Source organism: Mesorhizobium sp. LjNodule214, from assembly GCF_964252735.1.
Lineage (GTDB): Bacteria > Pseudomonadota > Alphaproteobacteria > Rhizobiales > Rhizobiaceae > Mesorhizobium.
Map to the genome: position 1 here is coordinate 821192 of NZ_CAXUPE020000003.1, position 26561 is coordinate 847752.

A 26561-nucleotide genomic window follows, 5' to 3' on the forward strand; every position below is an offset into this window, starting at 1 on the left:
CTCACGTAATGTCCTGGTCCGGAGGAACTGCTTCATCCGCGGGCGCATCCTCGCGTGTCGAGAAGGCACGGCCAAGGCTGAAAGTCAGCACATAAAGCGGAACGTTGATCACAACATTGACGATGGGAAGGTAGCTCGTCCACTGCCAGAGCGGGGAGAAAAACGCCTGGCCGTAGCCGTCGCAGACGAGCGAGGAACCATACGCCCACAGCACGCCGATGACGACGGCAGCGGCAAAGAGCTTGATGCAGGTGACGATGTGCCGTGCCCGCGCCGGCTCCGGTGCAAGCCGGTCCCAGAGGACCAGGCACAGGATCGGAACCGCATAGACGAGGCTCTGGACGGCCAGCATCAATAGGGTGCCGTTGGCGGCGGCAAGAAACTCCGCCCGCGTTTCCAGGCGGGGGCAAACTTCGCTTCCGGTCGTCGACAGCAGGAAAAAGACGAACGGCCCGAGAAACCAGAAGAAGAACAGCGCGGCCAGAAAACGACTGCAAGCAGCGCCCGGGCAGCCAGCTTTGTCAAATGGCCTGATCCATGAAGCGCGGGAACCAGCCTTCATGGGCAGCGGTCAGTTCGCTGATCGCGATCGCGCGTGCTTCGCCGAGTTTCAATTCGCTACCGCCAGTCGAGCCGATCCACGGCGCGAAGATGCCGAGCTTGCCCTGTTCTTCGCGAATAGCGTCCCATTCGCCACTTTGCGGATCGATCGACAGAGTCAGCAGATAGCGGCCCTGGTCCTCGCCGAACCAGACCGGGATAGGGTCGGTGCCGGTCAGCCCGGGAACGGTGGCGCCGATGCCCGACGCCATCGCCATTTCGGCCAGCGCCACGGCGATGCCGCCATCGGAGACGTCATGCGCCGAGGTCACCACGCCGGAGGCGATCAGCGAGCGCACATGGTCGCCGACGCGCTTTTCATGCTCGAGGTCGACCGGCGGCGGCGGGCCGTCGCTGCGGCCGTGGATGTCGCGCATATAGGCGGACTGGCCAAGATGCGTTCCCCATGTCGGGGGCGCGCCGACCAGCACGATCATCTGACCCTCGGCGGCAGAGCCGATCCGCGCCATCTTCGACCAGTCGGCGATCAGACCGACGCCGCCGATGGTCGGCGTCGGCAGGATGCCGCGACCGTTGGTTTCGTTGTAGAGCGAGACATTGCCGGAGACGATCGGGAAACCCAGTGCGCGGCAGGCGTCACCAATGCCCTTCACCGCGCCGACCAGCTGGCCCATGATCTCGGGCCGTTCCGGATTGCCGAAATTGAGATTGTCGGTGGCCGCCAGCGGCAGCGCGCCGGTGGCGGTGAGGTTGCGCCAGCATTCGGCCACCGCCTGCTTGCCGCCTTCATACGGGTCGGCCTCGCAATAGCGCGGCGTCACGTCGGAGGAGAAGGCCAGCGCCTTGGTCGGATGGCCCTCGACGCGCACCACGCCAGCGTCGCCGCCGGGAAGCTGCAGCGAATTGCCCTGGATCAGCGTGTCGTATTGCTCCCACACCCAGCGGCGCGAGGAGAGGTCCGGTCCGCCGAGCATCGTGAGCAGAGCGTCTGCGACATCGGCCTTTGGCGCGTCACCGGTAAGCGGCGCCGGCTTCTTCGGCTCGACCCACGGACGGTCGTATTCGGGCGCCTGGTCGCCCAGGTCCTTGATCGGCAGATTGGCGACTTCGTCGCCCTGGTGCAGTACGCGGAAACGCAAATCGTCGGTGGTCTTGCCAACGATGGCGAAGTCGAGGCCCCATTTGTGGAAGATCGCCTCGGCTTCCTTCTCTTTCTCCGGGCGCAGCACCATCAGCATGCGCTCCTGGCTCTCCGACAGCATCATCTCATAGGCGCTCATGCGCTCCTCGCGCACCGGCACTCTGTCGAGGTCGAGCTCGATGCCGAGGTCACCCTTGGCGCCCATCTCGACCGCCGAGCAGGTGAGGCCGGCCGCCCCCATGTCCTGGATGGCGATGACCGCACCCGAGGCCATCAGCTCGAGGCAGGCCTCAAGCAGGCACTTTTCGGTGAAGGGATCGCCGACCTGCACGGTCGGCCGCTTCTCCTCGATCTTGTCGTCGAATTCGGCCGACGCCATGGTGGCGCCGCCGACGCCGTCGCGCCCGGTCTTGGCGCCGAGGTAGACGACCGGCAGGCCGACGCCCTTGGCCTCGGACAGGAAAATGGCGTCGGTCTTGGCGAGGCCAGCAGCGAAGGCATTGACCAGGATGTTGCCATTGTAGCGGGCGTCGAAATTGACCTCGCCGCCGACCGTCGGCACGCCGAAGGAATTGCCGTAGCCGCCGACGCCGGAAACCACGCCGGCGACCAGGTGCCTGGTCTTGGGATGATCCGGTGCGCCGAAGCGCAGCGCGTTCATGGCAGCTACCGGCCGCGCACCCATGGTGAAGACGTCGCGCAAAATGCCGCCGACGCCGGTCGCAGCACCTTGATAGGGCTCGATGTAGGAGGGGTGGTTGTGGCTCTCCATCTTGAAGACGACGCAGTCGCCGTCGCCGATGTCGACCACGCCGGCATTCTCGCCCGGCCCCTGGATCACCTGCGGCCCGGTGGTGGGCAGGGTGCGCAGCCACTTCTTCGAGGATTTGTAGGAGCAGTGCTCGTTCCACATCGCCGAGAAGATGCCGAGTTCGGTGAAGCTCGGCTCGCGCCCGACCAGGTCGAGGATGCGCTGGTATTCGTCGGGCTTCAGCCCATGCGAGGCAATGAGTTCCGGGGTGATCGGCACGGAATTGGAAATGGTCATGGGCGGCGATTTGTGTCCATGGGAGCGGGGATTTTGAGTCCCCTCTTATCGCAAGCTTCCGCGCGATACACCCCATCGATTGACGAAAAACGCCGGAAAACCACAGGGCGGCGCGCATGCTTGCCCGACTTTATGGGTCGAAATCAGGAAAAGCTGTCATAGCCGGCGCGGCCTTCATCCAGCAGCCGCCGGATGACCGCGACGCCGCCGGCGACATCCTTGCTTTGCCGCGGCTGCGAAACGCCGAAACGGACGCCGTGAAAGACCTGTTCGGAGCGGCCGGCCTTGAATTCGTCCTCGTCGTCGATGAGCACGCCATGTTCGAGGCAGGCATTCTTGAAGGTGCCGGAGAGCCAGGGATCGGGCAAGGTAAGCCAGACGAAAGGCACGCTGTCCTTGGCCTTGAATTCGAAACCGGAGAGCGTCTCGCGCACGATGGCGATGCGCTCGCCGATTTCGGCGATGCAGCGCTTGCGGATCTCGCCGGCCTGGCCTGACAGCACCAGCCGCGAGCCGACCTCGGCCAGCAGGAAGGGGAGGCCGCCGGTCATCATCTTGTGGGCGACGCGGATGCGATGGCGGTAGGCGGGCGGACAGGCGAGCCAGCCGCCGCGAACGCCAGCCGCGACCGATTTAGAAAGGCCACCGGCCACGATGGTTCTTTCGGGCGCATATTCCGCCAGCAGCGGCGTCGGGTCGTCGGTGAGGTCGCCATAGAGATCGTCCTCGATCAGCACGACATTGTACTGGCGGGCGATGCGCGCGATCGCCTGCCGGCGATCTGCCGACAACGTCACCAGCGTCGGGTTCTTGGCCGTCGGCATCAAGAACATCATCTTCGGGTGCTTTTGCGCGCAGACGCGCTCAAAATCGTCGGGATCGATGCCGCCCTCGTCGGATGACACCAGCGCGGTCCTGCGGCCGATCAGGCCGGCGCTGCGCGAGATCTGCGAATAGGTGAGGTGCTCGAAGGCGACATAGTCGCCGGGCGTGGTGAGTGCTGCAATCGCGGCCATCACCGCCGCATGCGTGCCGAGTGTCGGCACGATGGCGTCGGCGGTCGGCCGGAACGAATTCCGCGACAGCCAGCGGGCGCCGGCCTCGTACCAGCGCGCCGGGAAATCCCGCGTGTAGCTCGAAATGTCGTGCGGGTGTTCCTGCGCTGTGCGCGCCAGCACCTCGGCGATGATGGCGCCCTGGCCGATGTCGGGCGCGGCCGTACTGTCGAAGCGCAGCTTGCCGCTCGGCGCGTCGATAAAGCGCGTGCCTTGCGCATCGGGTGGCGGGAAATCGGGCTTCGCTTCAGACTGTTGGGCAAGCACATAGGTGCCGCGGCCGACCTCGCCGCTGACCAGCCCGCGCTCGCGCAGCAGCTGATAGGCCCTGCCGACCGTGCCGACGGTGGTGCCAATGTCATAGGCAAGATCGCGCTGCGGCGGCAGTTTTGCGCCGGCGTCGATGACGCCGCGGTCGATATCTGACTCAATGCTGTCAGCGAGGCGCTGGTACAGAGGGCCGGAGCCGGCAGTGAGATCGGGAAGCCAATTTGTCATGGTGACAATTTTCTATATTGCACCGAACAATGAGTCAATCCATATCGACGGTGCGTAGAAATAGGTACAATTGCAACACTTGGTAGAATGACAATGAATACAATCGAGACAATCCGCACTGAATGGATCGGGCAGGCGCAACGCCCGTCGGCACGGCCGACCCATGGCCGCCGTCTCATGCATATGGTCCGCTCGCTCACCACGTGGATCGCCGGGTTGCTGGAGCGCCGGCGCAGCCGGCTGGCCTTGCTGGAAATGACCGACGAGCAGCTCAAGGACATCGGCGTCTCGCGCTGCGATGCCCATCGCGAAGGTCTGAGGCCGTTCTGGGATTGAGCCCAGCAGGGCTCGCACCGTCCGCGCAAGTCTAGCGGGTCTTTGAACCCCTGGCGTGCGCGACGGCGTGGTCGGCAAGGACGGCGATGATGCACAGCACCAGAAAAAGTCCGGTAACGGCCAGCGCCGAAACAGTGACGCTGGCCGCGCCATTCTTGGCGACGTCGAGGAACGGGTAGGGCACTTCGCCTGCAATCGGCGCCCGCGCCAGCGCATAGATCAGGTAGGCGATCGGATAAACCATCCACCAGGAAATGTCGCTCCAGCGTGTCGTGCCGTCGGCGCCGGCGATCAGCCACCACAGCACAAACAGCACCGGCGTCACATAATGCAGCAGGACGTCGCAGAGCAGGAACAGCCCCTGCGGCTGCCAGAGCTGCGCCAGAACCGTTGCGTAGATGATGAAGACCAGTGCGATGGCGACCGCCACGCCTGCCCGTACCCGCGGCCCGGCAAAGGCCGGCAGCCAGGCGTAGCCGGTCGACGACAGCAGGGAGGTGTGGACGAGCACGGCGCCGATATTGGTCAGGATGGTGAAGAAGCTGAACAGGAAGACGACGGAGCCGAGCAGGCTGCGGCCGGCTTGCATCGACGCCGGGATGGTGATGCAGAACTGCAGGACAAGCCCGACCAGACCTATGACCAGCCCCGCGATCTGCAGGAAGCGGCCCATTGGCCTATGCGGCCGCCGCACAGGAGGAATTACCCGTCTGCCAACGGGCGATGTCGGAGCCGATGCGGGCGCCGAGCGGGTCGGCCATCAGCGGACCGAACACATCGATGCGGCTGGAATTGCCTTGCGCCTGCACCACCAGCAGCGGCTTGCCGCCATAGTGCTTGGCCGGGACCAGCAGGAAACGCGGCGTGCCGCTGAACGAGTTCAACTCGTTGGCCATCTGATAGGGTTTGAAGGCCGGATCCTTGCTGGCGATCCAGCATTTGTGGGCGGCGATCGCCACCTGTTCCATGGCAAGCAGCGACGCGCTCTTGCCTGACGGGACCGGCGCGCTCTTCGGGCTCGACTGGCAGGAGGCCAGCGCAAGACCAGTGGCGGCCAAGAGAGCAAGGCGAGCAATCGTCAGTCTCATGGTCAGGCCGCCCTGTCTCACGTTCAGAAGGGATTCTTCAGGTGGAAAAAAATCAGGCGGCGATGCCGAGGGCGCCTTCGAACAGCGCACGGCCGTCGCTGCCGCCATGCGCCGCCTCGATCAGGTTTTCGGGATGCGGCATCAGGCCGAGCACATTGCCCTTGTCGTTGATGATGCCGGCAATGTCGTTGATCGAGCCGTTGGGATTGGTGCCTTCGGCGTAGCGGAACACCACCTGTCCTTCGCCTTCGACGCGGGCCAGCGTTTCGGCATCGGCGAAGTAATTGCCGTCATGATGCGCCACCGGCGAACGGATGATCTGGCCCGGCTGGTAGCGGCGGGTGAACATGGTGTTGGCGTTGTCGATCTTGAGTTTCACCTGCCGGCAGACGAATTTCAGCGACGAATTGCGCATCAGCGCGCCCGGCAGCATTCCGGCCTCGACCAGGATCTGGAAGCCGTTGCAAACGCCGATGACCATGACGCCCTTGGCCGCCTTTTCGGCCACCGCCCGCATGACCGGCATGCGCGCGGCAATCGCGCCGCAGCGTAGATAGTCGCCGAAGGAAAAGCCGCCCGGAATGGCAATCAGGTCGACATCGGGAATGTCGGTGTCGGTCTGCCAGACGGTGGCCGGCGCTTTGCCGGAAATCTTGGTCAGCGCCGCGATCATGTCGCGGTCGCGGTTGAGGCCAGGCAGGAGGACGACGGCTGATTTCATTTCGGTTCGTAGGGCCTTTGGGCTTCGGCGAGTTCGCGCAGGTCTAAACGGCGTTCGATATGTTCGAGGCGGTCATCCTGGCGAGCCAGTACGCCGTAGATGTTTTTCACGTCGCCTTCGGTGGCAATCAGGTGGCCGCGTATGGAGCCGAGCTCGGACTTAACCTCGCCGAGTGTCAAATCCATTCTGTCCAACCGTGTTTGAATGGCCTTAAGGACTTCAAATATCAGGCTTCCGTCAATTTCCGGCATAATGCCTCCGGCACAACCTCAGGTAAGCGTCACACTATAGTTCTCAATCACAGTGTTCGCCAGAAGCTTGTCGCACATGGCCTTGAGATCGGCCTCGGCCTTGGCCGTGTCGGTCTCGGTAAGCTCGACGTCGAAGACCTTGCCCTGGCGCACCTGGCCAACGCCGTCAAAACCCAGCCCGGACAGCGCATGTTCGATCGCCTTGCCTTGCGGGTCGAGCACGCCGTTCTTGAGGGTGACGGTGATACGCGCTTTCATCGATGCTCCTGAGAAATCAATACGATCTGCGCCGGGCTCGCCGTCACCGGCAAGCCCGGTTTGGTAATTAGTGCTTCATGCCTTTGGGCGGCTCGCTGGACGCGACCAACACCGGCCCGGTCGGGCGCGGCGGCTCGTTCTCGTTCATGATACCGAGGCGGCGGGCGACTTCCTGATAGGCTTCGACCAGACCGCCCATGTCGCGGCGGAAGCGGTCCTTGTCGAGCTTGTCCTGGGTTGCGACGTCCCACAGCCGGCAGGAATCCGGCGAGATCTCGTCGGCGACGACGATGCGCATCATGTCGCCCTCGAACAGGCGGCCGCACTCGATCTTGAAGTCGACGAGCTGGATGCCGACGCCCATGAACAGGCCGGAAAGGAAGTCGTTGACGCGGATGGCCAGCGCCATGACGTCGTCGATCTCCTGCGGGCTTGCCCAGCCGAAGGCGGTGATGTGCTCTTCCGACACCATCGGGTCGTCGAGCGCATCGGCTTTGTAATAGAATTCGATGATCGAGCGCGGCAGCACGGTGCCTTCCTCGATGCCGAGGCGCTTGGCCAGCGACCCGGCGGCGACGTTGCGCACGACCACTTCGAGCGGAATGATCTCGACTTCCTTGATCAGCTGCTCGCGCATGTTGAGCCGGCGGATGAAGTGGGTCGGGATGCCCATCCGGTTGAGGTGGTTGAAGATGTGCTCGGAAATGCGGTTGTTGAGCACGCCCTTGCCGTCGACGACCTCGTGTTTCTTCTTGTTGAAGGCGGTGGCATCGTCCTTGAAGAACTGGATCAGCGTCCCCGGCTCAGGGCCCTCATAGAGGATCTTGGCCTTGCCTTCATAAATGCGGCGGCGATTTTTCATCTGATTTTTTCTCTGGATTTCCGGGCAGGCGGCAAGCGACCAGTTCCTCTCCGTCTGCCTAAATTAGTGTACAGACGGCGGTGTTCAATGCCGGTGTCTATCCCAATCGCACTGTTTGCTCAATCGGCAAATCCTTTCAATCAACCAGTTTCGGGATCGAAATGCCGCAGCGCAGCAAATGATGTAGCATATTGACCGGCCCGCGGCCTTTTGGTTTGTGCTTCGGCAACACACATATTCACCGCCAACGAATCGGATTTGACCCGGAGGGACGCCATGAGCAGCATGAAAGACCGCGAAGAGGGCTTCGAGCGCAAATTCGCCTTCGATGAGGAACTCCGCTTCAAGGCTTCGGCCCGCCGCAACAAAGCACTTGGCCTGTGGGCAGCCGAGAAGCTCGGCAAGTCGGGCGCCGATGCCGAAACCTATGCCAAGGAGGTGGTCGTGGCCGACATCGAGGAAGCCGGCGATCACGACGTTTTCCGCAAGATCCGTGCGGATTTCGATGCGGCCGGCGTCGCCCAGTCCGATCATCAGATCCGCCGCACAATGGATGAGCTGATGGCGCAGGCGATCGAGCAGATCAAGAACACCTAGAGCATTATCCCGAAAAGTGGAGGCCGGTTTTCGGAAAAGATCATGCTCCGATAGAGCCTTATCTGGACCAATCGACCGCCCGGCCCAGCCGGGCGGTTTTTCTTTGCCTTTGCCGCCGTTTCGGGCTGAAACTGCGATTGTTAACAAGGAAAGATTAGATGTCCCTGAAGTCACGCCTCGCGGCCGATGAAACGCTGTTCACCGCATGGTCCGGAGTGCCGGATGCGCTCACGGTGGAAATCGTCGCCAAACAGGGCTTTGACGCCGTCACGCTCGACATGCAGCATGGCGGCCATCACGAGGACAGCGTCCTGCGCGGCCTGGTGCCGGTGCTCGCCGCCAACAAGCCGGCGCTGGTGCGCATTCCGGTCGGCCGTTTCGACATGGCGAGCCGCGCGCTTGATTTCGGCGCCGAGGCAGTGATCGCGCCGATGGTGAATTCTGTCGCCGACGCCAGGCTTTTTGCTGCCGCCATGAAATATCCGCCAATGGGCGAGCGCTCCTGGGGGCCGACCTACGCCTTTCCGCGCCACGGCAAGGGCGATCATGCCGAATGGCTGCGCGACACCAACCAGCGCACGATGGCCTTTGCGATGGTCGAAACGCGCGCCGCCTTCGAGGCGCTCGATGGCATCCTCGACACACCAGGCATCGACGGCATCTTCGTCGGTCCGTCGGATTTCTCGATCGCCTGGTCGAACGGCGCCACCGTCAATTCGACGCTGGAAAGCATGATGGAGACGGTCGCCTCGATCGCCGAGCGCACGCGCAAGGCCGGCAAGCATGCGGCGATCTACGTCATCGAGCCGGCTGTCGCCGGCCGTGTCGTAGCGATGGGCTACCGGCTGCTGGCCATGGGCTCGGACCACGCGCTGATCGCGCTCGGCGCCAAGACCCTGCTGAAGAGCATGCGGGATTCGATCGGCAACTGACAGCGCGGCGCGATCCCGCTGTTTGGCTCAAGGCTCTTTGAGGTCCGTCAGGAATTTGGCGAACGTCATCGAGCCCTCCGGCCAAGGGCCGAAGCCGGAATCCGCGTTGAGATGGCCGGCATCGCCGGCGTCGATGAACAATGAGCCCCAGGCTCCGGCAATGTCCTCGGCGACGTCGAAGGCGCAGAACGGGTCGTTGCGGCTGGCGATCACCACCGAAGGAAAGGTCAGCGGCTCGCGCGGGTAGGGGCCGAAGGTCATCAGGTGCCTCGGCCTGATATCGGGGTTGGCGACGTCGGGCGGCGCCACGAAGAAAGCGCCGGCCACCGGCCTTTGGAACCGCGGAATGGCCTGCACCGCCGTCGCGACGCCCAGCGAATGCGCGACGATGACGACAGGCCGCTCGGCCTCGTTGACCGCCTTGGCGACATTCGTCGTCCAGTCCTCGCGCACCGGCTTCGACCATTCCGCCTGCTCGACCCGGCGCGCCGTCGATAGTTTCGACTGCCAGCGGCTCTGCCAATGGTCGGGGCCGGAATTGGTGTAACCCGGCACGATGAGAATATCTGCGTCCTTGACTTTCATGGCGCGCATGTAGCGAGCGCGGTTGCTTCGTGCAACCGTGTCGGGCGGGCTCTTTGATCACAATAGTGAACACCTTGTTCGCTTCTTGCCATCTTGTGTGAACGATCGCGATCGACGATCTGACACGGGACAACAAACAGCCGTGAAGGACCGGTATTTTGGCACTGACACGACGTACAATCATCGGTGGCGCCGGACTCCTGGCTTTGGGAGCTTCGTCGAGCGCCGCCCGAACGGAGACAATGATGAGCGAACTGCCTTTTGCCGCCACCACTCCGGTGAGCGTTTCCCGTGTCGGGTTGAGGGGGCGCGACGCCGAAAGCCTGGCTGCCTACTATCGCCAGGTCGTCGGCCTGCAGGAGTTGAGCCGCGCCGATGGTGCGATCACGCTCGGTGCCGCCAATCGCCCATTGCTCGTCATCGAGCCGGACGCAGCGGCAAAGCCCGACGATCCGCGCAGCGCCGGTCTTTTCCACACTGCCTTCCTGCTGCCCAGCCGCGCGGACCTTGGCCGCTGGATCAACCATGCCATCGCCAACAAGATCGCCATCGAGGGCGCGTCCGACCATCTGGTCAGTGAGGCGCTGTACCTGACCGACCCCGAGGGCAACGGCATCGAGATCTATGCCGACCGCCGGCCGCAGGATTGGAAGTGGAATGGCGACAAGATCGCCATGGCGACCGAGCGGCTGAACATTCCGTCGGTTGTCGCAGACGTTCCGGCCGGCGACGCCGGCTGGCAGGGCGCGCCGGAAAACAGCATTGTCGGCCATGTGCATCTGCGCGTCGGCAGGCCGGAGGAGGCCGAGGCCTGGTGGAACCAGGAGTTCGGCTTCGATACCGTCGCCAAATATGGCGGCCAGGCAGTGTTCCTGTCGTCAGGTGGCTATCACCACCATATCGGCGCCAATGCCTGGCAAAGTTCCGGCGCCGGCCGTCGCGATCCCGCCCGCTCGGGCTTGGCCTGGGTCGAGATGCGCTCGGACAATGTGCCCGGCGAAACGACCCGCGAAGATCCGTGGGGCACGGTGATCCGGACCGTTCCCGGCAAAGCCTGACCATCGCCTCATCGACGATCGAACAAAAAGGCCCGCCCGACAGAGTCAGGCGGGCCTTTTTGTTGGATATCCGCTCGAACGCTCAGGCCGTGCCGAACACGCGCTTGAAGATCGTGTCGACATGCTTGGTGTGGTAGCCAAGGTCGAACTTTTCGCGGATCTCGGCTTCGGGGAGTGCTGCGGTCACCTCCTTGTCGGCCAGGAGTTCCTCAAGGAAATCAGCGCCTTGTTCCCACACCTTCATGGCGTTGCGCTGCACCAGCCGGTAGGCGTCCTCGCGGCTGATGCCGGCCTGGGTCAGCGCCAGCAGCACGCGCTGCGAATGCACCAGGCCGCGGAACTTGTTCATGTTCTTCAGCATGTTGTCGGGGTAGACGAGCAGCTTTTCGACGACGCCGGTCAGCCGCGACAGCGCGAAATCGAGCGTCACTGTCGCGTCCGGCCCGATCATGCGCTCGACCGAGGAATGCGAAATGTCACGCTCGTGCCAGAGCGCCACGTTCTCCATCGCCGGCAGCGCAAAGGCGCGGACCATGCGGGCCAGGCCGGTGAGGTTTTCGGTCAGCACCGGGTTGCGCTTGTGCGGCATCGCCGACGAGCCCTTCTGTCCCGGCGAGAAATACTCCTCCGCCTCCAGCACCTCGGTGCGCTGCAGATGGCGGATCTCGATCGCCAGCCGCTCGATCGACGAGGCGATGACGCCGAGCGTGGCGAAGAACATGGCGTGGCGGTCGCGCGGGATGACCTGCGTCGACACCGGCTCCGGCTTCAGCCCGAGCTTTTTCGCCACATGCTCTTCGACATAGGGGTCGATGTTGGCGAAGGTGCCGACCGCGCCGGAGATGGCACAGGTGGCGATGTCTTCGCGCGCGTGCACCAGCCGTTCGCGGCAGCGTGAGAATTCGGCATAGGCCTGCGCCAGCTTGACGCCGAAGGTGGTCGGCTCGGCATGGATGCCGTGGCTGCGGCCGATGGTGACCGTGTCCTTGTGTTCGAAGGCACGGCGCTTGAGCGCGGCAAGCAGCCCGTCGATGTCGGCGAGCAGGATGTCGCTGGCGCGGGTCAGCTGCACGGCAAAGCAGGTGTCGAGCACGTCCGACGAGGTCATGCCCTGGTGGATGAAGCGGGCGTCCGGTCCGACGAATTCGCCGAGATGGGTGAGGAAGGCGATGACGTCATGCTTGGTGACGCGTTCGATCTCGTCGATCGCCTCGACGTCGAATTTTGCGGCACTGCCCTTTTCCCAGATGGTTTTCGCGGCTTCCTTCGGAATGACGCCGAGCTCGGCCAGCGCGTCGCAGGCATAGGCCTCGATCTCGAACCAGATGCGGAAGCGGGTTTCGGGCGACCAGATGGCGACCATTTCCGGCCGGGAATAGCGAGGGATCATCGGTCAGTCCTGACATGCGAGGGATTCGCCCGCGTCCTAACAGAGGCTGGCCAAATGCTCAACGCCGCTGGCGCGCAAACCAGACGCTGGCGACGGCGAGTGCCGCGAAACCGAGCGGAAAATAGAGCCGGATGCCAAGGACAACGAACTGGTAAAGCGCGGTCAACCCCGTGAACACGAGCTCGAATGCCCAGGTGATGGTGAAGGCCGGCGCATGCCATTCGGCATAGTAGGAACGGTACTGCAGGGCAAACAGCCCACCGGTGAAAGCGATCGTCGCGGCGAGCAGGCAAACGAAGGCAGCGGCAAAGGCGACCTCCCAGTGCCGGCCGCGTGAGACGAGCCGCGCCAGGAACAGGCCAACGGGAAACGCCAGCGCACCGCCGGCGGCGTAAAGCAGTGACACGAAACGGATCTTCTCAGGCGTCTCCCAATCGTCCATGAGGAGATTGATCAATGCGCTGGCGCCCATCGTCGCGCCCCACAATAAGGCGCCGAAAACGGCGGCGCGCGCCGATGGCAAGGCGCTTCGCAGACGGCCCGGTGTGCGAGTGCGCATGGCGGGTTGAGGAAGCGGTGTCACAGGCGGCCGGTTACCGCGATCCAGCGGAAGTCCGGCCCTTCGAAGCCGTATTGCCGCACGGCGATCAGCACGGCATAGGCGCTGATACTGTCGAGCGAGAATGTCTGTACCGCACCGATCTGGTAGCCGTTCGGGCAGCCGCGGCTTTGGGGAATCGATTTGTCCTCATGCAACAGATGTGTCTGGCCACCATCTTTCGCCTCGATGCGCAGCAGGCGAAAGCCGTTGATCTCGCCCAGGCTCTGGCAGCGCTCGGTGTCGTTCATGCCGATCTCGTCGAGCCGGAATTCGAGCGCAGGTCGACCGGCGAAAAGATCGGCCGTGGATTGACCACCATGCGGAACGGATCGGCCGAGAGTTCGGTCACCGGGTTGAAGCCGGCGGTGATGCCGCGATTGGCGGTGAGCTCCGCTTGGCTGACGATCGCTTCGCTTTTCTGGCGGGCCTGCAGGCGCGCCGCCTCGAGCGTGGCGTTCTCGTCGTCGAGCCGAACCTTGATCGGCGTGCCCTTCAGGAAAGTGTCGTCATTGATGTCGATGTAGTAGCGATTGGCATAGGGGAAACCCGATCCGTCCTGGACGCCATATTCCTCGAAGGCGAAGACGTCGCCATCCTTGGTGAAGCCGAGGATTTCAAGCTCGGCGACGTCACCTGCCTGCACGGCGACCAGGGTCGCAAGCTGGGCCAGCAGGCAAACGGCAAACAGGACAAGGGCTCGCATTGGCTCTCCATTCGCACAGCCGGGCACGTTTTCTTCCCTATCACGAGACAATCAAAACGTCGTGCTACCTGAAGGCCATGCATCCAATCTCGACGTCGATTGTCGTTGTCGGCAGTTTCAAGGGAGAACCATCATGACCGACGCCAGCAAAATTCGCGGCGTTTCTACCAAAGGTTGAGGCACTCTAACGCGACGACCAGACCGGAAACAGATCGCCCTCGGCCGGCGTCGCTGCATGCACACCGCGGCTGATGGCGCGCGCCATGGCGGCGCCGGCCGCCGCGTAGAGGTCGATGGCGTCGTTGGCTGAAAGGGTTATGCCGCTCCTGCCAGTCGCCAGCGCGAACACCAGATCGCCATCGGCCGGGGTGTGCGTCGGCCAGATGGCGCGGACGAACCCGTCATGCGCCGATATCGCCAGACGCTTGGCGGCGGCCTTTGTGAGGACGGCGTCGGTGGCGATCACTGCGATGGTGGTGTTGCCGCCGATGTCCTCTTGCGTGTCCGTACCCTTGCCGGTGAACTTCCGGTCGCGGAACTTCAGCAGGATCTTTCTTGCGTCCTCCGGCATCGGCGAGGGATAGCCAAGCCCGCCGAACTCGTCGCCGATCTCGAAAGGTGCGGCCCAGAAGTGGCGGCTTTGCCCGACCGTCACCGAGCCGGTCGGGTTGACGGCGGCAAGCGCGCCGATGGTGACGCCGCTTTCCAGCACCAGTGAAGCCGAACCGAGTCCGCCCTTGAGGCCCGACGTCAGCGCGCCGGTGCCGGCGCCCGCAGTGCCGAGGGCAAAGTCGGCCGCAGCGGCCTGGGCGGCTTCGTAGCCAAGGTCGCGATAGGGCGGATAGCGGCCCCAGTCCTTGTCGCCGCCATTGCGCAGGTCGAACAGGATCGCCGCCGGCACGATCGGCACGCGAAAGCCGCCGACCTCGACGCCGATGTTCCTTTCTCGCAAGACCGCCTGTACGCCTGAGGCGGCATCGAGGCCGAAGGCCGAACCGCCCGAGAGCACGACGGCATGGATCGCCTCGATGGAGTTCTGCGGCTCGAGCAAGTCGGTCTCGCGCGTGCCGGGTGCGCCGCCCAGCACCTGCACGCCGGCCACCGCCGGTTCGTCGCAGAGGATCGCCGTCACGCCCGACTTCAGCCTGGCGTCGGCGGCGTTGCCGACGCTGAGGCCGGCGACATCGGTGATCAGATTGCGCGGTCCGGTGCGAAACATCACTGCGTCTCGAAAGGCACGAAACGCGTTCCGTCGAAACGGAAGGCGCGGTAGGGGTTCTGGCTGAGGTCGCCCTTTTCGTCGAAACGGACCGGCCCGATCGCAGTGGTGAAGTCATGCGCGGTGAGCAGATCCGGCAACGGCTTGCCGGAGGTCTCGGCCGCCGCCGCGGCCGCCCTGGCGATCTCGACCGCCGCATAGGCGGGCAGCGTGTAGCCCTCCGGAATGATGCTCTTGGCGGCAAATGCCGCGAGCACCTTGGGGTCGGCGACATCGGCCCATTCGGGCGGTGCGATCATCAGCGTACCCGCTGTATAGGGCACGTCGCCCGGCGGCGTGCGCATATTCTCGCCCCCAGCAAAGGTCATGCCGGCATCGAGCTGGCCGGCATCGCGGCCCATGATGGCGATGTCGTCGCCGTCGCCGCCGGCGAAGACATGCGTCGCGCCGGATTTCTTCAGCCGGCCGATCAGCCCGATCTGGTTGTCGAGCTGCGGCCGGAAGGTGTCGACGAACACCGGTTTCAGCCTCGCCTGCTCGGCTGCTGCCCTTAGCGTCTCGGCGATCTCGCGGCCGTAGATGGTCCCGTCGTCGACGATGGCGAAAAGCTCTTTCTGCCACAGACGGGTGAGGATCGTGGCGACGGCATTGCGCTCGTCGTCGCCGCGCGGCCCGAGCCGATAGACCGGCCAGCCGGTCTTGACGCGCCGATCGGTCAGGCTTTCGGTGCGCACGCCGACGGTGATGACTGGTATGCCGGCGTCCTTCAGGATCGGCAGCGCCGCCTCGATCGCTTCGGTGCAGAGAAAACCGACGACCACGCTGACTTTCGCGGCGGCGAAGTCGCGTGCGGCGGCAGCGCCGCCATCGGCCGTGCAAGCTTCGTCGACCGTCTTGACTTCGACGCCGTTTGCCTCGGCCGCCAGGCTGGCTCCGGCCTCGATCTGCTTGCCGAGGATCGCCGACGGCCCGGACAGCGGCGCAGCAATGCCGACTAGCAGTGTCTGGGCGCTGACGCCTGCAGGGAGCAGCCAGAGCAGTGCCGCTATTGTCGCTGTCCGGGGTCGCATTCTGACGAAGAATTCCTCCGTGCCGGATGCATGCTCCCGGCGCCTCTTCCCGCCAAGACCTAAAGGCTGCTCGTCCCGGGTGCAACACGCGAATTTCAGGATGTGGGTCAAGCACTTCGCTTGTGGCATGCCGTATGCCGCCATATATAACGATCGGGTTTCGACTTGTGGAAAATCATCAGTGCTGAAGAAGAACGACATCGGGCCGCAGGCCTATCGCGACGCGATGGCCCATTTTGCCGGCCACGTCCATGTGGTGACCACCGACGGCCCTGCTGGCAGGCGCGGCGCGACGGTCATCGCGGCCTGTTCGGTGTCGGACACGCCGCCAACGGTCCTGGTGTGCCTCAACAGCGAAAATCCCAAGAATGAGCCATTCGTGATCAACGGCAAATTCGCCCTGAACACGCTGGCTTCGCACCAGGAGCCGCTGTCGATCGGTTTCTCGGGCATCACCGGCCTGCCGGTCGAGGAGCGGTTCGCGCTCGGCGAGTGGGATGTCATCTCGACCGGCGCGCCGACCTTGAAGGGTGCGCTCGCCGTGTTCGACTGCGAGCTGTTCGACACCAAGGATCTGGCCACCCACCGTGTGCTTTTTGGCAAGGTGACAGGCCTGCGCATCGGCGATAATTTGCGGCCGCTGATCTATCACGACCGCGGCTACCACGCGCTCTAGGGGCTCTGGATGGCCGCACCCACGGAGACAGGATGACCGAGCTGAAACCGCGCCCGGCGCCGCGGACGATCGACGAGACGCTCGATCTCCTGACCGGTGCGGACTATGTCGCGGATCGCTCGCTGGCGACGGTGCTGTTTTTATCGCTGCGCATGAAGCGGCCGCTGTTCCTCGAAGGCGAGGCCGGTGTCGGCAAGACCGAAATCGCCAAGGTGCTGGCGCAGGCGCTCGGCCGCCGGCTGATCCGCCTGCAATGCTATGAAGGGCTCGATGTCTCCTCCGCCGTCTACGAGTGGAACTATGCCGCTCAGATGATCGAGATCCGCATGGAGGAGGCGGCCGGCAAGGTCGTGCGCTCCGACATGGAGCGCAATGTATTCTCCGAAAAATACCTGATCCGCCGCCCGGTGCTCGACGCGCTGACCGGCAAGGCGGGTGCGGCCCCTGTATTCCTGATCGACGAACTCGACCGCACCGACGAGGCCTTCGAGGCGTTCCTGCTCGAGATCCTCTCCGATTTCCAGGTGACGGTGCCCGAACTCGGCACGATCAAGGCGGAAGAGCCGCCGATCGTCATCATCACCACCAACCGCACCCGCGAAATCCACGACGCGCTGAAGCGGCGCTGCCTCTACCACTGGGTCGACTACCCCAACGCCGAGCGCGAGCTCGAGATCGTGCACAGGAAGGTGCCGCAGGCCAACAGCCGGCTCTCGGCCGAGGTGGTGTCCTTCATCCAGAAGCTGCGCCAGGTCGAGCTGTTCAAGGCGCCGGGCGTTGCCGAGACCATCGACTGGGCCGGCGCGCTGACCGAGCTCGACAAGGTGGCGCTTGATCCTGAAACCGTGTCCGACACGATCGGCGTGCTGTTGAAATACCAGGACGACATTGCCCGCATCGGCGCGGGCGAGGGCCGGCGCATCCTCGACGAGGTCAGGGCCGAGCTCGCGGCGGCGGAGTAAGGCAATGAAGGCGCCGCGTCCCGACCCCGGAGAGGCAGAGGTGGACGGGCGCATCGCCGACAACATCGTCTATTTCGCCCGCACCTTGCGCAAGGCCGGCATGCGGGTCGGACCGGCCTCGGTCAAGGATGCGATCGAGGCGGTGCTCGCCGCCGGCATCGGGTCGCGCGACGATTTCTACTGGACGCTGCATGCCGTTCTGGTCTCCAGGCACGAGGATCATCCGACCTTCGATGAAGCCTTCCGGCTGTTCTGGAAATCGCGCGACCTGATCGAAAAGATGCTGGCGATGTTTTCGCCCGTAGCGCCCGACAACAAAGAGAAGCAAAAGCCCCGCGCGGCGGAAAACCGCGTCAGCCAGGCGATGTTCGAGGGCCATCAGAAGAACCAGCCCGTGCAGGAAATACCGGAGGTCGAGGTCGACGCCCGTTTCACCTTCTCCGGCAACGAGGTGCTGCGCGGCAAGGACTTCGCCCAGATGGATGCCGCCGAGATGGCCGACGCCAAGAAGGCGATCGCTCAGTTGCGGTTGCCCTTCGACATGGTCAGGACACGGCGCTTCAAGGCCGATGCGCATGGCCGCCGTGTCGATCCGCGCGCCATGATGCGTTCGGCCGCGCGCACCGGCGGCGAACTGATCCTGCCGAAATTCCGCTCCGCCCGCGAGGTCCATCCGCCGCTGGTGGTTCTGGCCGATATTTCCGGCTCGATGAGCCAATACACGCGCATCTTCCTGCACTTCCTGCATGCGCTGACGGAAAAGCGCCGGCGCGTGCATGCCTTCGTGTTCGGCACCAGGCTGACCAACCTGACGCGGCAGATGCGCCATCGCGATCCGGATGCCGCCCTGGCCGACTGTTCGGCGGCGGTGAAGGACTGGTCGGGCGGCACTCGCATCGGCGACACGCTGGCCGAGTTCAACCGTCTGTGGTCACGCCGCGTGCTGGGGCAGGGCGCGGTGGTGCTTTTGATCACCGACGGGCTGGAACGGGACGATGTCGCCGGCCTGTCGGAGGAGATGGAGCGCCTACACAAATCCTGCCGGCGGCTGATCTGGCTGAACCCGCTGCTGCGCTTCGACGGCTTCGAGGCGCGGGCCCGCGGCGTCAAGGCGATGTTGCCGCATGTCGACGAGTTCCGTTCGGTGCACAATCTCGACGCGCTGGCCGATCTCTGCGCCTCGCTGGACAAGAAGTCGGCCGGCTCGGTCGATCCGCGCCGCTGGATCGTCGATGGCGCGCGGCGAGCCGCATGACCATATGTTTGTGAAAACAGACTCCCGGAAAAACAGACTCCCAGAGAAAAACAGATTTCAAGAGAAGCGATCATGGAAAACAGCATCTATCTCGATGAGGCCCGCGACCCGCTGATCATCGCGGAAGGCTGGATGAAGGACGGCAAGGATGTTGCCATTGCTACCGTGGTCGAGACCTGGGGTTCGGCGCCGCGCCCGGTGGGCAGCCATCTGGTCATCGACGCGGATGGCAATTTCCATGGCTCGGTCTCGGGCGGCTGTGTGGAGGGCGCGGTGGTGACCGAGGCGATCGACGTCATCGGCTCTGGCAAGGCCAAGATGCTCGAGTTCGGCGTCGCCGACGAAACCGCCTGGCAGGTTGGCCTGTCCTGTGGCGGCCGCATCAAGGTCTATGTCGAGCGGCTTGGCTAGGACACACAATGGATCCGTACGCGCTCAAGACGCTCAACGCTGAACGCCGCGCCCGACGCGCGGCAATCCTGGTCACCGACCTTGGTGACGGCCGCGATCGCATCGTGCGCGAAGGCGACCAAGTCGCAGGTGACCTGGGAGCGGCGATCGCCAGGGCGTTTCGCACCGGCAATTCCGGCTCGGTCGAGGCGGAAGGGCGGACCTTCTTTCTCAATGCGCATCTGCCGCGTCCGCGCCTGGTGGTGATCGGCGCCGTACATATCAGCCAGGCCCTGGCGCCGATGGCGAAGATCGCCGGCTATCCGGTCGAGATCGTCGATCCGCGCACGGCCTTTGCCACGCCGGACCGCTTTCCCGACGTCGCGCTCTACGCCGAGTGGCCTGAGGATGTGCTGACGCGCCAGCCGCTCGACAGCTACACGGCGCTCGCCGCCGTCACCCATGATCCCAAGATCGACGATTTCGCGCTAAAGGCAGCACTTGACGCCAATTGCTTCTATGTCGGAGCGCTTGGTAGCCGCAAGACGCACGCCAAGCGCGTCGAGCGCTTGCTGGCACTGGGTGCGAGTGCCGACCAGATCGCCCGCATCCACGCGCCGATCGGTCTCGACATCGGGGCTGCGAGCCCGGCCGAGATCGCCGTCGCCGTGCTGGCGCAAGCGATCCACGCCTTTCGCTCGCGCGGCCTCGAAAGCAAAGGCGCGGTGGCGTGAAATTTGGTCCGGTTCCGATCGATCAGGCCGAAGGTGCGGTGCTGGCGCACGCCACCACGGCCGGCGAGCGGCGTTTTCGCAAGGCGCACCGGCTGAGCGCCGACGATGTGTCAGCGCTCAAGGCCGCCGGGATAAACGAGGTCGTTGCGGCCGTACTGGCCGCCGATGATCTCGGCGAAGATGCGGCGGCCGAGAAGATCGCCGCCAGCATGAGCCATCGCAACATCGAAGCGAAGCCCGCCGCGACCGGCCGGGTCAACCTCCACGCCGAGACGGCCGGTGTCTTCACGGTCGATGCCGCGATGATCAATGCCATCAACGCAGTCGACCCGACCATCACCATCGCCACGCTGGCGCAGCACGCGCCGGTCGAGAAGGACCAGATGGTGGCGACGGTGAAGATCATTCCCTTCGCCGTTGCCGCCGCCCTTGTCGATAGGGTGGCAAAAATCTGTGCCGGCGGCGAGATCTTCGCCGTCAACGCCTACCAGCCGGTGCGCGTCGGCGTCATCCAGACGGTGCTGCCCGGCGTCAAGCCGAGCGTGCTGGACAAGACGCTCCGCGTCACCGAGGCGCGGCTGGCGCGCTCCGGCGGTCGTCTGACGGCGGAACGCCGCACGCCGCATGAGATTGCGCCGGTGGCGGAGGCCGCGGCCTCGCTGGCGCGCGACAACGATATCGTGGTGATCTTCGGTGCTTCGGCGATGAGCGATTTCGCCGATGTGGTTCCGGCGGCGATCGAACGCGCAGGGGGGGCCGTCATCCGCGCGGGCATGCCGGTCGATCCCGGCAATCTGCTGGTGCTCGGCACGCTTGATGGCAAGCGCGTCATTGGCGCGCCCGGCTGTGCCCGCAGCCCCAAGGAAAACGGCTTCGACTGGGTTCTCGACCGGCTGATCGCCGGGCTCGACGTGACGGCCGGCGACATCGCCGGCATGGGAGTCGGCGGGCTGCTGATGGAAATCCCGACCAGGCCGCAGCCGCGCGAGCCGCTGCCGGCAAGATCCGAGTTGAAGGTCGATATCGTGCTTCTGGCCGCCGGCCGCTCCAGCCGTATGGGTGGACCCAACAAGCTCCTGGCGCTGTTCGACGGCAAGCCGCTGGTGCGCCGCGCCGCTGAGCGTGCGCTGGGCTCGAGGGCCGCGAACACAATCGTCGTCACCGGCCACCAGCATGAGCGGGTGCGCGCGACCTTGTCCGGCCTCGATGTCACGCTGGCCGACAATCCGGATTTCGCCGATGGCCTGTCTTCTTCGTTGAAGGCCGGTATCGCGCGGGTTGCGGCCGATGCCGCCGGCGCCATGATCGTTCTCGGCGACATGCCCGGCGTCTCGTCGGCCGACCTCGACAGGCTGATCGATGCCTTCCGCAAATCCGGCGGCCGCTCGGTGGTGCGCGCCGCACATGATGGCAGGCGCGGCAATCCCGTGCTGCTGCCGCGTTCACTGTTTCCGGCCATCGCGCATCTCGAAGGCGACACCGGCGCCCGACATCTGGTCGAGGCCGAGGGGCTCGATGTCGTCGATGTCGAGATCGGCGAAGGGGCTGCGGTCGATGTCGACACCCGCGAGGCGCTGGAAGGCGCCGGCGGCGTGCTGCAGGATTGACAAACCGAAGCCGAAAAACGCATGGCTCAGGTATGGCTATTCGTTTGCAGTTTCTCCGACTCTTTCTGGCCGCGATGTTTTTTGCCGCGTCTGGCGCTTACGCCGACGCTCTCGAACTAAAACCCTTCAAGGACGATCTCTTCGCCTATCCGACGACGCTGTCGTCCGCCGAGAACGGCGCCTATACCGTCATCGACTACCGCGAAATGCGCGATATCAATGCTCGCGACGAGGTGCCGGAGCGGCGGGTGCATGCCGAGTACACCGACACCGGCGTGCGCAAGGTGCAGCGGGACCTGATGCTGAAGACCGACGCCGGCGATGTCAGGCATATCGCCGTCGGCAAGACCGAAGGCGCCGGCATCATCGTGCTCTACCTGCACGGGCAGGGCGGCAGCCGCAAGCAGGGCGTCGACGACTTCACCTTCGGCGGCAATTTCAATCGCCTCAAGAACCTGATGGCCGGCAATGGCGGCCTTTATCTCAGCCCGGATTTTTCCGATTTCGGCGACACGGGTGCTGCCCAGGTGGCGGCGCTCATCGACCACTATGCCGAAGCCTCGCCGGCAGCAAAAATCTTCGTCGCCTGCGGCTCGATGGGCGGCTCGCTGTGCTGGAAGCTTGCCGCCCGTGACGACACCGGCCGGCGCATCGACGGGCTGCTGCTGCTCGGCTCGCTATGGGACGAGAGCTTCTTGTCGAGCCCCGCTTTCAGGCGCCATGTGCCGGTCTTCTTCGGTCAGGGCAGCAAGGATCCGGTATTTCCCGTGGAGAAGCAGGAAGCCTTCTTCCGCTCCATCATCGCCAGATCAAAGGCCTATCCCTATCCGACCCGCTTCGTCCGCTTCGAGACCGGCACCCATGGTACGCCGATCCGCATGACCGACTGGCGCGGCACGCTCAACTGGATGCTCGCCAAGGCGCCTTGATCGAAGTCGGTACGACCCTAAGGCGCCGTGTTGTAATCCAGAATGGTCTGCGGGTTGCTCTCGCCGTCATAGGATGCGTCGACATCATATTGCACCAGCGAGAAATTGCCGTTGCGGAACAGATAGGTGCCGGTCGACGAGGCGTCGCCGACACCGCGCCATTTGTTCATCGACGTGATCGTCCCCGTCGTGTCGTCATAATCGGAATTGACCAGCTGGTCGTCGGTCTGGAAGCCGACGATTTGGATCGCCTCGACCTTGCCTTCGCTGTTGTTGTTTTCATAGCGGATGTCGAGCTCCGGCGAGGCGAACTGCAACTGCCTGACGCCCATGATGTCATCGGCGACATAATAGACCGCGCTTTCATTGTAGGCAGCCATCGAGCAGAAGAAGCGGAACAGCCGCGTCTCGCGCTCGGGTTCGTCGGCGCCGGCATTCGCATCCTTGTAGTGCAGGCTGTATGCATCCGGCTCGGTTGTCAGCGTGCCGTCCGGGGTCTGCTTGTCGCACTGGTCGCCATAGGTGGCGACGAAGGCCTTCCTGGCCTGTTCCAGCGCCGTGTCCTGCTTCGGCGGCGGCGGGCCGTCGCCGCAGCTTGCCGGCACGGCGTCCTCGAAATTGGCCGTGGAGGGCTTCAGCGCACCCTTGTCGATGAGGATCGGCCGGAACGGCGGCTCCTGGGCCTGGGCGTTGACCTGGCGCAGCGTGTAGCAGCCGGCGAAGACCTTTGCTTCGCCGTTCTTGTCCGTGGCCTGGATGGCCACCGGAACATTGTAGAAAATGCTGCCGGCAGCGCCGTCACTGGAGGCGGCGCCGGTTTTGACATCGACCGTGCCGGTGCCGTCATAACCCTTGACGAATGTATCAAAATCCTTTGCCGGCTTTGTATCACCGTAATAGTCCCAGGCGCGGGCGAATTCATGCCGGTTGATGGCGCTGTAGAGCGAGCGGATGACCGCAGCGGCGTCCGACCGGTCGTCGACATAGGGTGCGTCTTCGGCGAATGCGGTTTGGCTGATGGCGGCAAGGGAGAAGAAAGCGGTCGCTGCAAAAAAGGCGCTTCTCATCGGGAATCTCCAGTCGATGGGGAAATTCTAGCATGCCGATTGCGGCGACGCGGTGACGCTTGAAAAGTCATACGCGAAGGCGCTACGTGCCGCCGTCGGTGTTCATGCCGGATAGGAGAATTCAAGTGACAATATCGATGTACGAAGCGTCCGTGGCGGTGTTTTCGGCCCGGCTGAAGGCGCTGTCCAATGTGCTGTCGACGGCGGAGCAGAATGCAGTTGATCGCAAGATCGACCCACAGGTGTTTTTGGCATCGAGGCTGGCGCCGGACATGTTCGCGCTGACGAGACAGGTGCAGATCGCCACCGACCATGCCAAGGGTGCGCCGTCTCGACTGGCCGGCCGCGAGGTGCCGAAATACGAGGACAATGAGGCGAGCTTCGCCGACCTTCAGGCGCGCATCGCCAAGACAACAGACCATCTGGCGACGTTCTCGGCCGCCGATCTGGAGGGTTCGGATGAGAGGGTGGTCGAACTGAGGCTTGGGGGACGTGAGATCTCGATGCCCGGCCTGCAATACCTTCTGCACGCCGCCATGCCCAATTTCTATTTTCACGTGACCACCGCCTACGACATCCTGCGCCACAATGGGGTGCCGCTGGGCAAGGCGATGTTCCTCGGAAATCGTTGAGCGATCAGGCTTTTGAGGTTTCCCGGAGCGACCGGGAAACCTCATGCTTGGACGTATTCAGCGCATGGACATTTCGCGCGCGATGCGCGGGAAGTCGGCCGGCTTGATGCCGATATCGGCGCGGTCTGCATTGCTCATCGCATTCAGCAGCGCCAGTGCCGTGCGGTAACGCTGGTGATCCTGCGGCCGCGGACGGGCGAACATTTCAGTGAAGAACCCCATGAATCAGGCCCCTTGTTGATCCTCCACAATCGCTAATATAGGGAAATTATGAAGATTGTGCAGTGCAGCATTTGCATGGCAGCCATGTCGCTTCGATTCTTTTTCGTGATAATCGATATTTTCGTGAAACTTCTCGGTCTTTACGACCGTACGCTTCGTCGCCGGTACATGGCCGGCTTTTCCTCGCCACTCCTGGCGAACTTCCGGACTGCATGAAAATGCAGTCCGGCTTTTCATTTCGGGCCGTCTGAATTGGAAGCATGTTCGCATGGTCAGCCTGGCGAACGCCTAAACTCGTTAAGATCGAAGGCATTCATTTTTAACGAGCCGGTTCTAAGGTGCGACTGTCTCAATTGCATGCGCATGCTCAACACGGAGGGAGGCTGACATCGGCGCCAAGCGGGATTTCGCTTCGTTGCTCGACGACCTCTTCGTCGCCTCGGACAAGGACGAAACGGGCGAGGAGGCTGGTGCACGGCCGTCCATCCCGTTCGATTACCTGTCGGTGGCGGACGAGCTTCATTCCGGCCGCATCAAGGTTTCCGGCGACACGTTCGCCGCGGAGTATCGCGAAGCAGGTGCCGACCTGGCCGCCGAATTCGCCGCCTTGCTCGACCAGGCAAAGCTCGCGCTCGCCGGCGAGGCAGCGAGGCCTGAGGAAAAGCTGTCGCCGATCGATCCTGAAGCGATTGCCGCCGAACTTGGCCTCGATCAGCCCGCAAAGGGTGCCGATTTCGGCCGCATGCGCCGCAGCTTTGCCTTCGCCAACCATCCCGATCGTGTCGCGCCGCATCTGCGCCAGCGCGCGATGATCCGCATGCAGGTGGCCAACATGCTGATCGACGAGGCCAAGCGGCGCGCCCTGGCCGGCGCAAGGCGCTGATACGCTTCAGTTTCACGCAAGAGTTCGGCCTCGCCTGACCGCAAGAGCTTGGAGAACGGCGCTCCTTTGCTCTATGCTGGGCGTCTCCCCCGCGCCGCCGCGCGCAAAGCTTCCCGTCGGAGAAAACATTCCATGCACAAACGCCGTCTCGGTCGGACCGATCTTCTTGTGTCGCAAATCTGCCTTGGGTCGATGACCTGGGGTCAGCAGAACACGGAGGCGGAAGGTCATGCCCAGATGGACCTCGCCTTTTCGCGCGGCGTGAATTTCATCGACACCGCCGAGCTCTACCCGATCCCGCCCAAGGCGGAGACGCAAGGCCGTACCGAGAAGATCATCGGCAGCTGGATGAAGGCCAAGGGCAATCGCGACAAGGTGATCCTTGCCTCAAAAGTGGTCGGCCGCACCGCCAACACATGGTTTCGCGGCGACCGGCCGTCGAAGCTGGTGCGCGCCGATATTTTCGACGCGGTTGAAAAATCGCTGACCAAGCTCGGCACCGACTATATCGATCTCTACCAGATCCACTGGCCGGAGCGCGATGTGCCGTGGGGCGCCAATCCGAACCGCATTGGCGCGGTGGCGCGGCGTGCCGATTCTTTCGGTGCCCCGACAGGGGAGACGCCGATCGCCGAGACGCTCGCCGTCTTCGACGAACTGGTGAAGGCGGGCAGCATCCGCCATTTCGGCCTGTCGAACGAAAGCTCCTGGGGCGTCATGCGCTTTATCGCCGAGGCCGACAAGGGGATCGGTCCGCGCGTCGCCTCGGTGCAGAACGCCTACAATCTCGTCAACCGCACCTTCGAGGTGAACCTTGCCGAAGTCTGCGAGCGCGAGCAGGTTTCGCTGCTCCCGTACTCGCCACTGGCGCAAGGCTATCTGACCGGCAAATACGACCACGGCGCGCGGCCTCAGGGCTCGCGCTCGCAGCTTTTCAATCGTGGTCAGCGCTACGAGACGCCGAATGCCGCGGAGGCTCAGCTCGAATACAACGAGCTGGCGCGTTCGTTCGGTCTGGAGCCGGCGCTGTTTGCCAATGCCTATGTTTCGAGCCGGCCTTTCGTCACCTCCAACATCATCGGCGCCACCGCCATCTGGCAACTGGAAATGGCGCTGTCTTCGGTCGACGTGACCTGGACCGGGGAGATGCAGAAGGCAGTCGACGCCATCCACCAGCGCGTCGGCAACCCGTGCCCGTAGGCAGGGCGCTTTCAGGAATTATCAAACAAT

At 63.9% G+C, this 26561-nt stretch carries 29 protein-coding genes and 2 pseudogenes; 14 read left to right on the forward strand and 17 right to left on the reverse strand.

The annotated features are described in order from the left end of the window. Position 1: 1 nt before the first annotated feature. From ACSQ3Z_RS29320 to ACSQ3Z_RS29330, 3 genes and pseudogenes are all read right to left on the reverse strand, one after another. Positions 2-525 (reverse strand): annotated as a pseudogene (locus ACSQ3Z_RS29320) (hypothetical protein). Continuing rightward, positions 522-2750 carry a phosphoribosylformylglycinamidine synthase subunit PurL gene (gene purL, locus ACSQ3Z_RS29325; protein ID WP_436174734.1) on the reverse strand — a complete coding sequence of 743 codons (2229 nt, stop codon included), beginning with the start codon at positions 2748-2750 and terminating at the stop codon, positions 522-524. The pseudogene ACSQ3Z_RS29320 and the gene purL overlap by 4 nt, the downstream one beginning before the upstream one ends. A 143-nt stretch (positions 2751-2893) precedes the next feature. Then, positions 2894-4303 (reverse strand): PLP-dependent aminotransferase family protein, encoded by a 1410-nt coding sequence (locus ACSQ3Z_RS29330; RefSeq protein ID WP_436174735.1) that lies wholly within the window; start codon positions 4301-4303, stop codon positions 2894-2896. A 93-nt stretch (positions 4304-4396) separates the two neighbouring features. Here ACSQ3Z_RS29330 and ACSQ3Z_RS29335 point away from each other — a divergent pair, with 93 nt between their 5' ends. Then, positions 4397-4639 (forward strand): DUF1127 domain-containing protein, encoded by a 243-nt coding sequence (locus tag ACSQ3Z_RS29335; RefSeq protein WP_436174736.1) that lies wholly within the window; start codon positions 4397-4399, stop codon positions 4637-4639. 31 nt (positions 4640-4670) lie between these two features. Here ACSQ3Z_RS29335 and ACSQ3Z_RS29340 read toward each other — a convergent pair whose 3' ends face one another. The 6 genes from ACSQ3Z_RS29340 to purC all read right to left on the reverse strand — a co-directional run bounded on the left by ACSQ3Z_RS29340 (position 4671) and on the right by purC (position 7819). Next, positions 4671-5312 (reverse strand): Pr6Pr family membrane protein, encoded by a 642-nt coding sequence (locus tag ACSQ3Z_RS29340; protein WP_436174737.1) that lies wholly within the window; start codon positions 5310-5312, stop codon positions 4671-4673. A gap of 4 nt (positions 5313-5316) precedes the next feature. Continuing rightward, entirely contained in the window at positions 5317-5727 is a 411-nt protein-coding gene (locus ACSQ3Z_RS29345) for a hypothetical protein (protein ID WP_436174738.1), read from the reverse strand. A 52-nt stretch (positions 5728-5779) separates the two neighbouring features. Beyond that, the gene (gene purQ, locus ACSQ3Z_RS29350) at positions 5780-6448 is read right to left on the reverse strand and encodes a phosphoribosylformylglycinamidine synthase subunit PurQ (protein WP_436174739.1); all 669 of its coding nucleotides are present in this window, start codon (positions 6446-6448) and stop codon (positions 5780-5782) included. After that, a complete protein-coding gene (locus ACSQ3Z_RS29355; RefSeq protein WP_436174740.1) occupies positions 6445-6699 on the reverse strand; it encodes a hypothetical protein in 255 nt (84 codons plus the stop codon). The genes purQ and ACSQ3Z_RS29355 overlap by 4 nt, the downstream gene beginning before the upstream one ends. Before the next feature lie 18 nt (positions 6700-6717). Further along, positions 6718-6957 (reverse strand): phosphoribosylformylglycinamidine synthase subunit PurS, encoded by a 240-nt coding sequence (purS, locus tag ACSQ3Z_RS29360; protein WP_436174741.1) that lies wholly within the window; start codon positions 6955-6957, stop codon positions 6718-6720. 67 nt (positions 6958-7024) lie between these two features. After that, positions 7025-7819, reverse strand: a complete 795-nt coding sequence (gene purC, locus ACSQ3Z_RS29365; RefSeq protein ID WP_008875498.1) for a phosphoribosylaminoimidazolesuccinocarboxamide synthase — start codon at positions 7817-7819, stop codon at positions 7025-7027. Between the two features lie 276 nt (positions 7820-8095). Between purC and ACSQ3Z_RS29370 the strand changes: the two genes are divergently transcribed. Both ACSQ3Z_RS29370 and ACSQ3Z_RS29375 read left to right on the forward strand, forming a co-directional pair. Continuing rightward, entirely contained in the window at positions 8096-8416 is a 321-nt protein-coding gene (locus tag ACSQ3Z_RS29370; protein ID WP_006206037.1) for a DUF1476 domain-containing protein, read from the forward strand. A 158-nt stretch (positions 8417-8574) separates the two neighbouring features. Further along, the gene (locus ACSQ3Z_RS29375) at positions 8575-9348 is read left to right on the forward strand and encodes an HpcH/HpaI aldolase family protein (RefSeq protein ID WP_436174742.1); all 774 of its coding nucleotides are present in this window, start codon (positions 8575-8577) and stop codon (positions 9346-9348) included. A gap of 27 nt (positions 9349-9375) precedes the next feature. Here ACSQ3Z_RS29375 and ACSQ3Z_RS29380 read toward each other — a convergent pair whose 3' ends face one another. Next, positions 9376-9933 carry an RBBP9/YdeN family alpha/beta hydrolase gene (locus ACSQ3Z_RS29380; RefSeq protein ID WP_436175184.1) on the reverse strand — a complete coding sequence of 186 codons (558 nt, stop codon included), beginning with the start codon at positions 9931-9933 and terminating at the stop codon, positions 9376-9378. Between the two features lie 245 nt (positions 9934-10178). Between ACSQ3Z_RS29380 and ACSQ3Z_RS29385 the strand changes: the two genes are divergently transcribed. Then, a complete protein-coding gene (locus tag ACSQ3Z_RS29385) occupies positions 10179-10991 on the forward strand; it encodes a VOC family protein (protein WP_436174743.1) in 813 nt (270 codons plus the stop codon). 82 nt (positions 10992-11073) lie between these two features. Here the strand turns inward: ACSQ3Z_RS29385 and purB are convergent, their stop codons facing one another. From purB to ACSQ3Z_RS29410, 5 genes and pseudogenes are all read right to left on the reverse strand, one after another. Continuing rightward, a complete protein-coding gene (gene purB / locus ACSQ3Z_RS29390) occupies positions 11074-12381 on the reverse strand; it encodes an adenylosuccinate lyase (RefSeq protein ID WP_436174744.1) in 1308 nt (435 codons plus the stop codon). Between the two features lie 58 nt (positions 12382-12439). After that, positions 12440-12940 carry a hypothetical protein gene (locus tag ACSQ3Z_RS29395; RefSeq protein WP_436174745.1) on the reverse strand — a complete coding sequence of 167 codons (501 nt, stop codon included), beginning with the start codon at positions 12938-12940 and terminating at the stop codon, positions 12440-12442. Between the two features lie 20 nt (positions 12941-12960). Continuing rightward, positions 12961-13685, reverse strand: a pseudogene (locus ACSQ3Z_RS29400) (DUF2259 domain-containing protein). A gap of 184 nt (positions 13686-13869) precedes the next feature. Then, the gene (locus ACSQ3Z_RS29405; RefSeq protein WP_436174746.1) at positions 13870-14904 is read right to left on the reverse strand and encodes a P1 family peptidase; all 1035 of its coding nucleotides are present in this window, start codon (positions 14902-14904) and stop codon (positions 13870-13872) included. Then, positions 14904-15974, reverse strand: coding sequence for an ABC transporter substrate-binding protein (locus ACSQ3Z_RS29410; RefSeq protein WP_436174747.1), 1071 nt, complete (start codon positions 15972-15974; stop codon positions 14904-14906). The genes ACSQ3Z_RS29405 and ACSQ3Z_RS29410 overlap by 1 nt, the downstream gene beginning before the upstream one ends. Before the next feature lie 181 nt (positions 15975-16155). On the opposite strand from ACSQ3Z_RS29410, the gene ACSQ3Z_RS29415 reads away from it, so the two are divergent. The 7 genes from ACSQ3Z_RS29415 (at position 16156) to ACSQ3Z_RS29445 (ending at position 22527) form a co-directional block, all read left to right on the forward strand. Continuing rightward, positions 16156-16650 carry a flavin reductase gene (locus ACSQ3Z_RS29415; RefSeq protein WP_436174748.1) on the forward strand — a complete coding sequence of 165 codons (495 nt, stop codon included), beginning with the start codon at positions 16156-16158 and terminating at the stop codon, positions 16648-16650. A gap of 32 nt (positions 16651-16682) precedes the next feature. Further along, positions 16683-17612 carry an AAA family ATPase gene (locus ACSQ3Z_RS29420; RefSeq protein WP_436174749.1) on the forward strand — a complete coding sequence of 310 codons (930 nt, stop codon included), beginning with the start codon at positions 16683-16685 and terminating at the stop codon, positions 17610-17612. A gap of 4 nt (positions 17613-17616) precedes the next feature. Then, on the forward strand, positions 17617-18867 hold the full coding sequence (locus tag ACSQ3Z_RS29425; protein WP_436174750.1) for a vWA domain-containing protein: 1251 nt from the start codon (positions 17617-17619) through the stop codon (positions 18865-18867). Positions 18868-18939: 72 nt separating this feature from the next. Continuing rightward, on the forward strand, positions 18940-19278 hold the full coding sequence (locus ACSQ3Z_RS29430) for an XdhC family protein (protein WP_006206050.1): 339 nt from the start codon (positions 18940-18942) through the stop codon (positions 19276-19278). A gap of 8 nt (positions 19279-19286) precedes the next feature. Next, positions 19287-19991, forward strand: coding sequence for an XdhC family protein (locus ACSQ3Z_RS29435; protein ID WP_436174751.1), 705 nt, complete (start codon positions 19287-19289; stop codon positions 19989-19991). Then, positions 19988-21598 carry an NTP transferase domain-containing protein gene (locus ACSQ3Z_RS29440; RefSeq protein ID WP_436174752.1) on the forward strand — a complete coding sequence of 537 codons (1611 nt, stop codon included), beginning with the start codon at positions 19988-19990 and terminating at the stop codon, positions 21596-21598. Before ACSQ3Z_RS29435 ends, ACSQ3Z_RS29440 begins: the two co-directional genes overlap by 4 nt. 32 nt (positions 21599-21630) lie before the next feature. Beyond that, positions 21631-22527: an alpha/beta hydrolase gene (locus tag ACSQ3Z_RS29445; RefSeq protein ID WP_436174753.1), complete on the forward strand. Its 897-nt coding sequence runs from the start codon at positions 21631-21633 to the stop codon at positions 22525-22527. 17 nt (positions 22528-22544) lie between these two features. On the opposite strand, the gene ACSQ3Z_RS29450 is transcribed toward ACSQ3Z_RS29445, so the two are convergent. Next, complete coding sequence (locus ACSQ3Z_RS29450; protein WP_436174754.1) at positions 22545-23594, reverse strand: DUF1176 domain-containing protein; 1050 nt, start codon at positions 23592-23594, stop codon at positions 22545-22547. 125 nt (positions 23595-23719) lie between these two features. On the opposite strand from ACSQ3Z_RS29450, the gene ACSQ3Z_RS29455 reads away from it, so the two are divergent. Further along, the gene (locus ACSQ3Z_RS29455) at positions 23720-24226 is read left to right on the forward strand and encodes a DUF1993 domain-containing protein (protein WP_436174755.1); all 507 of its coding nucleotides are present in this window, start codon (positions 23720-23722) and stop codon (positions 24224-24226) included. A gap of 57 nt (positions 24227-24283) precedes the next feature. Here the strand turns inward: ACSQ3Z_RS29455 and ACSQ3Z_RS29460 are convergent, their stop codons facing one another. After that, positions 24284-24448 carry a DUF1127 domain-containing protein gene (locus ACSQ3Z_RS29460; protein ID WP_436174756.1) on the reverse strand — a complete coding sequence of 55 codons (165 nt, stop codon included), beginning with the start codon at positions 24446-24448 and terminating at the stop codon, positions 24284-24286. Positions 24449-24863: 415 nt separating this feature from the next. Here ACSQ3Z_RS29460 and ACSQ3Z_RS29465 point away from each other — a divergent pair, with 415 nt between their 5' ends. Both ACSQ3Z_RS29465 and ACSQ3Z_RS29470 read left to right on the forward strand, forming a co-directional pair. Beyond that, complete coding sequence (locus tag ACSQ3Z_RS29465) at positions 24864-25331, forward strand: hypothetical protein (protein ID WP_436174757.1); 468 nt, start codon at positions 24864-24866, stop codon at positions 25329-25331. Between the two features lie 132 nt (positions 25332-25463). Beyond that, positions 25464-26531, forward strand: a complete 1068-nt coding sequence (locus ACSQ3Z_RS29470) for an aldo/keto reductase (RefSeq protein ID WP_436174758.1) — start codon at positions 25464-25466, stop codon at positions 26529-26531. The last annotated feature ends 30 nt before the right edge of the window (positions 26532-26561 follow it).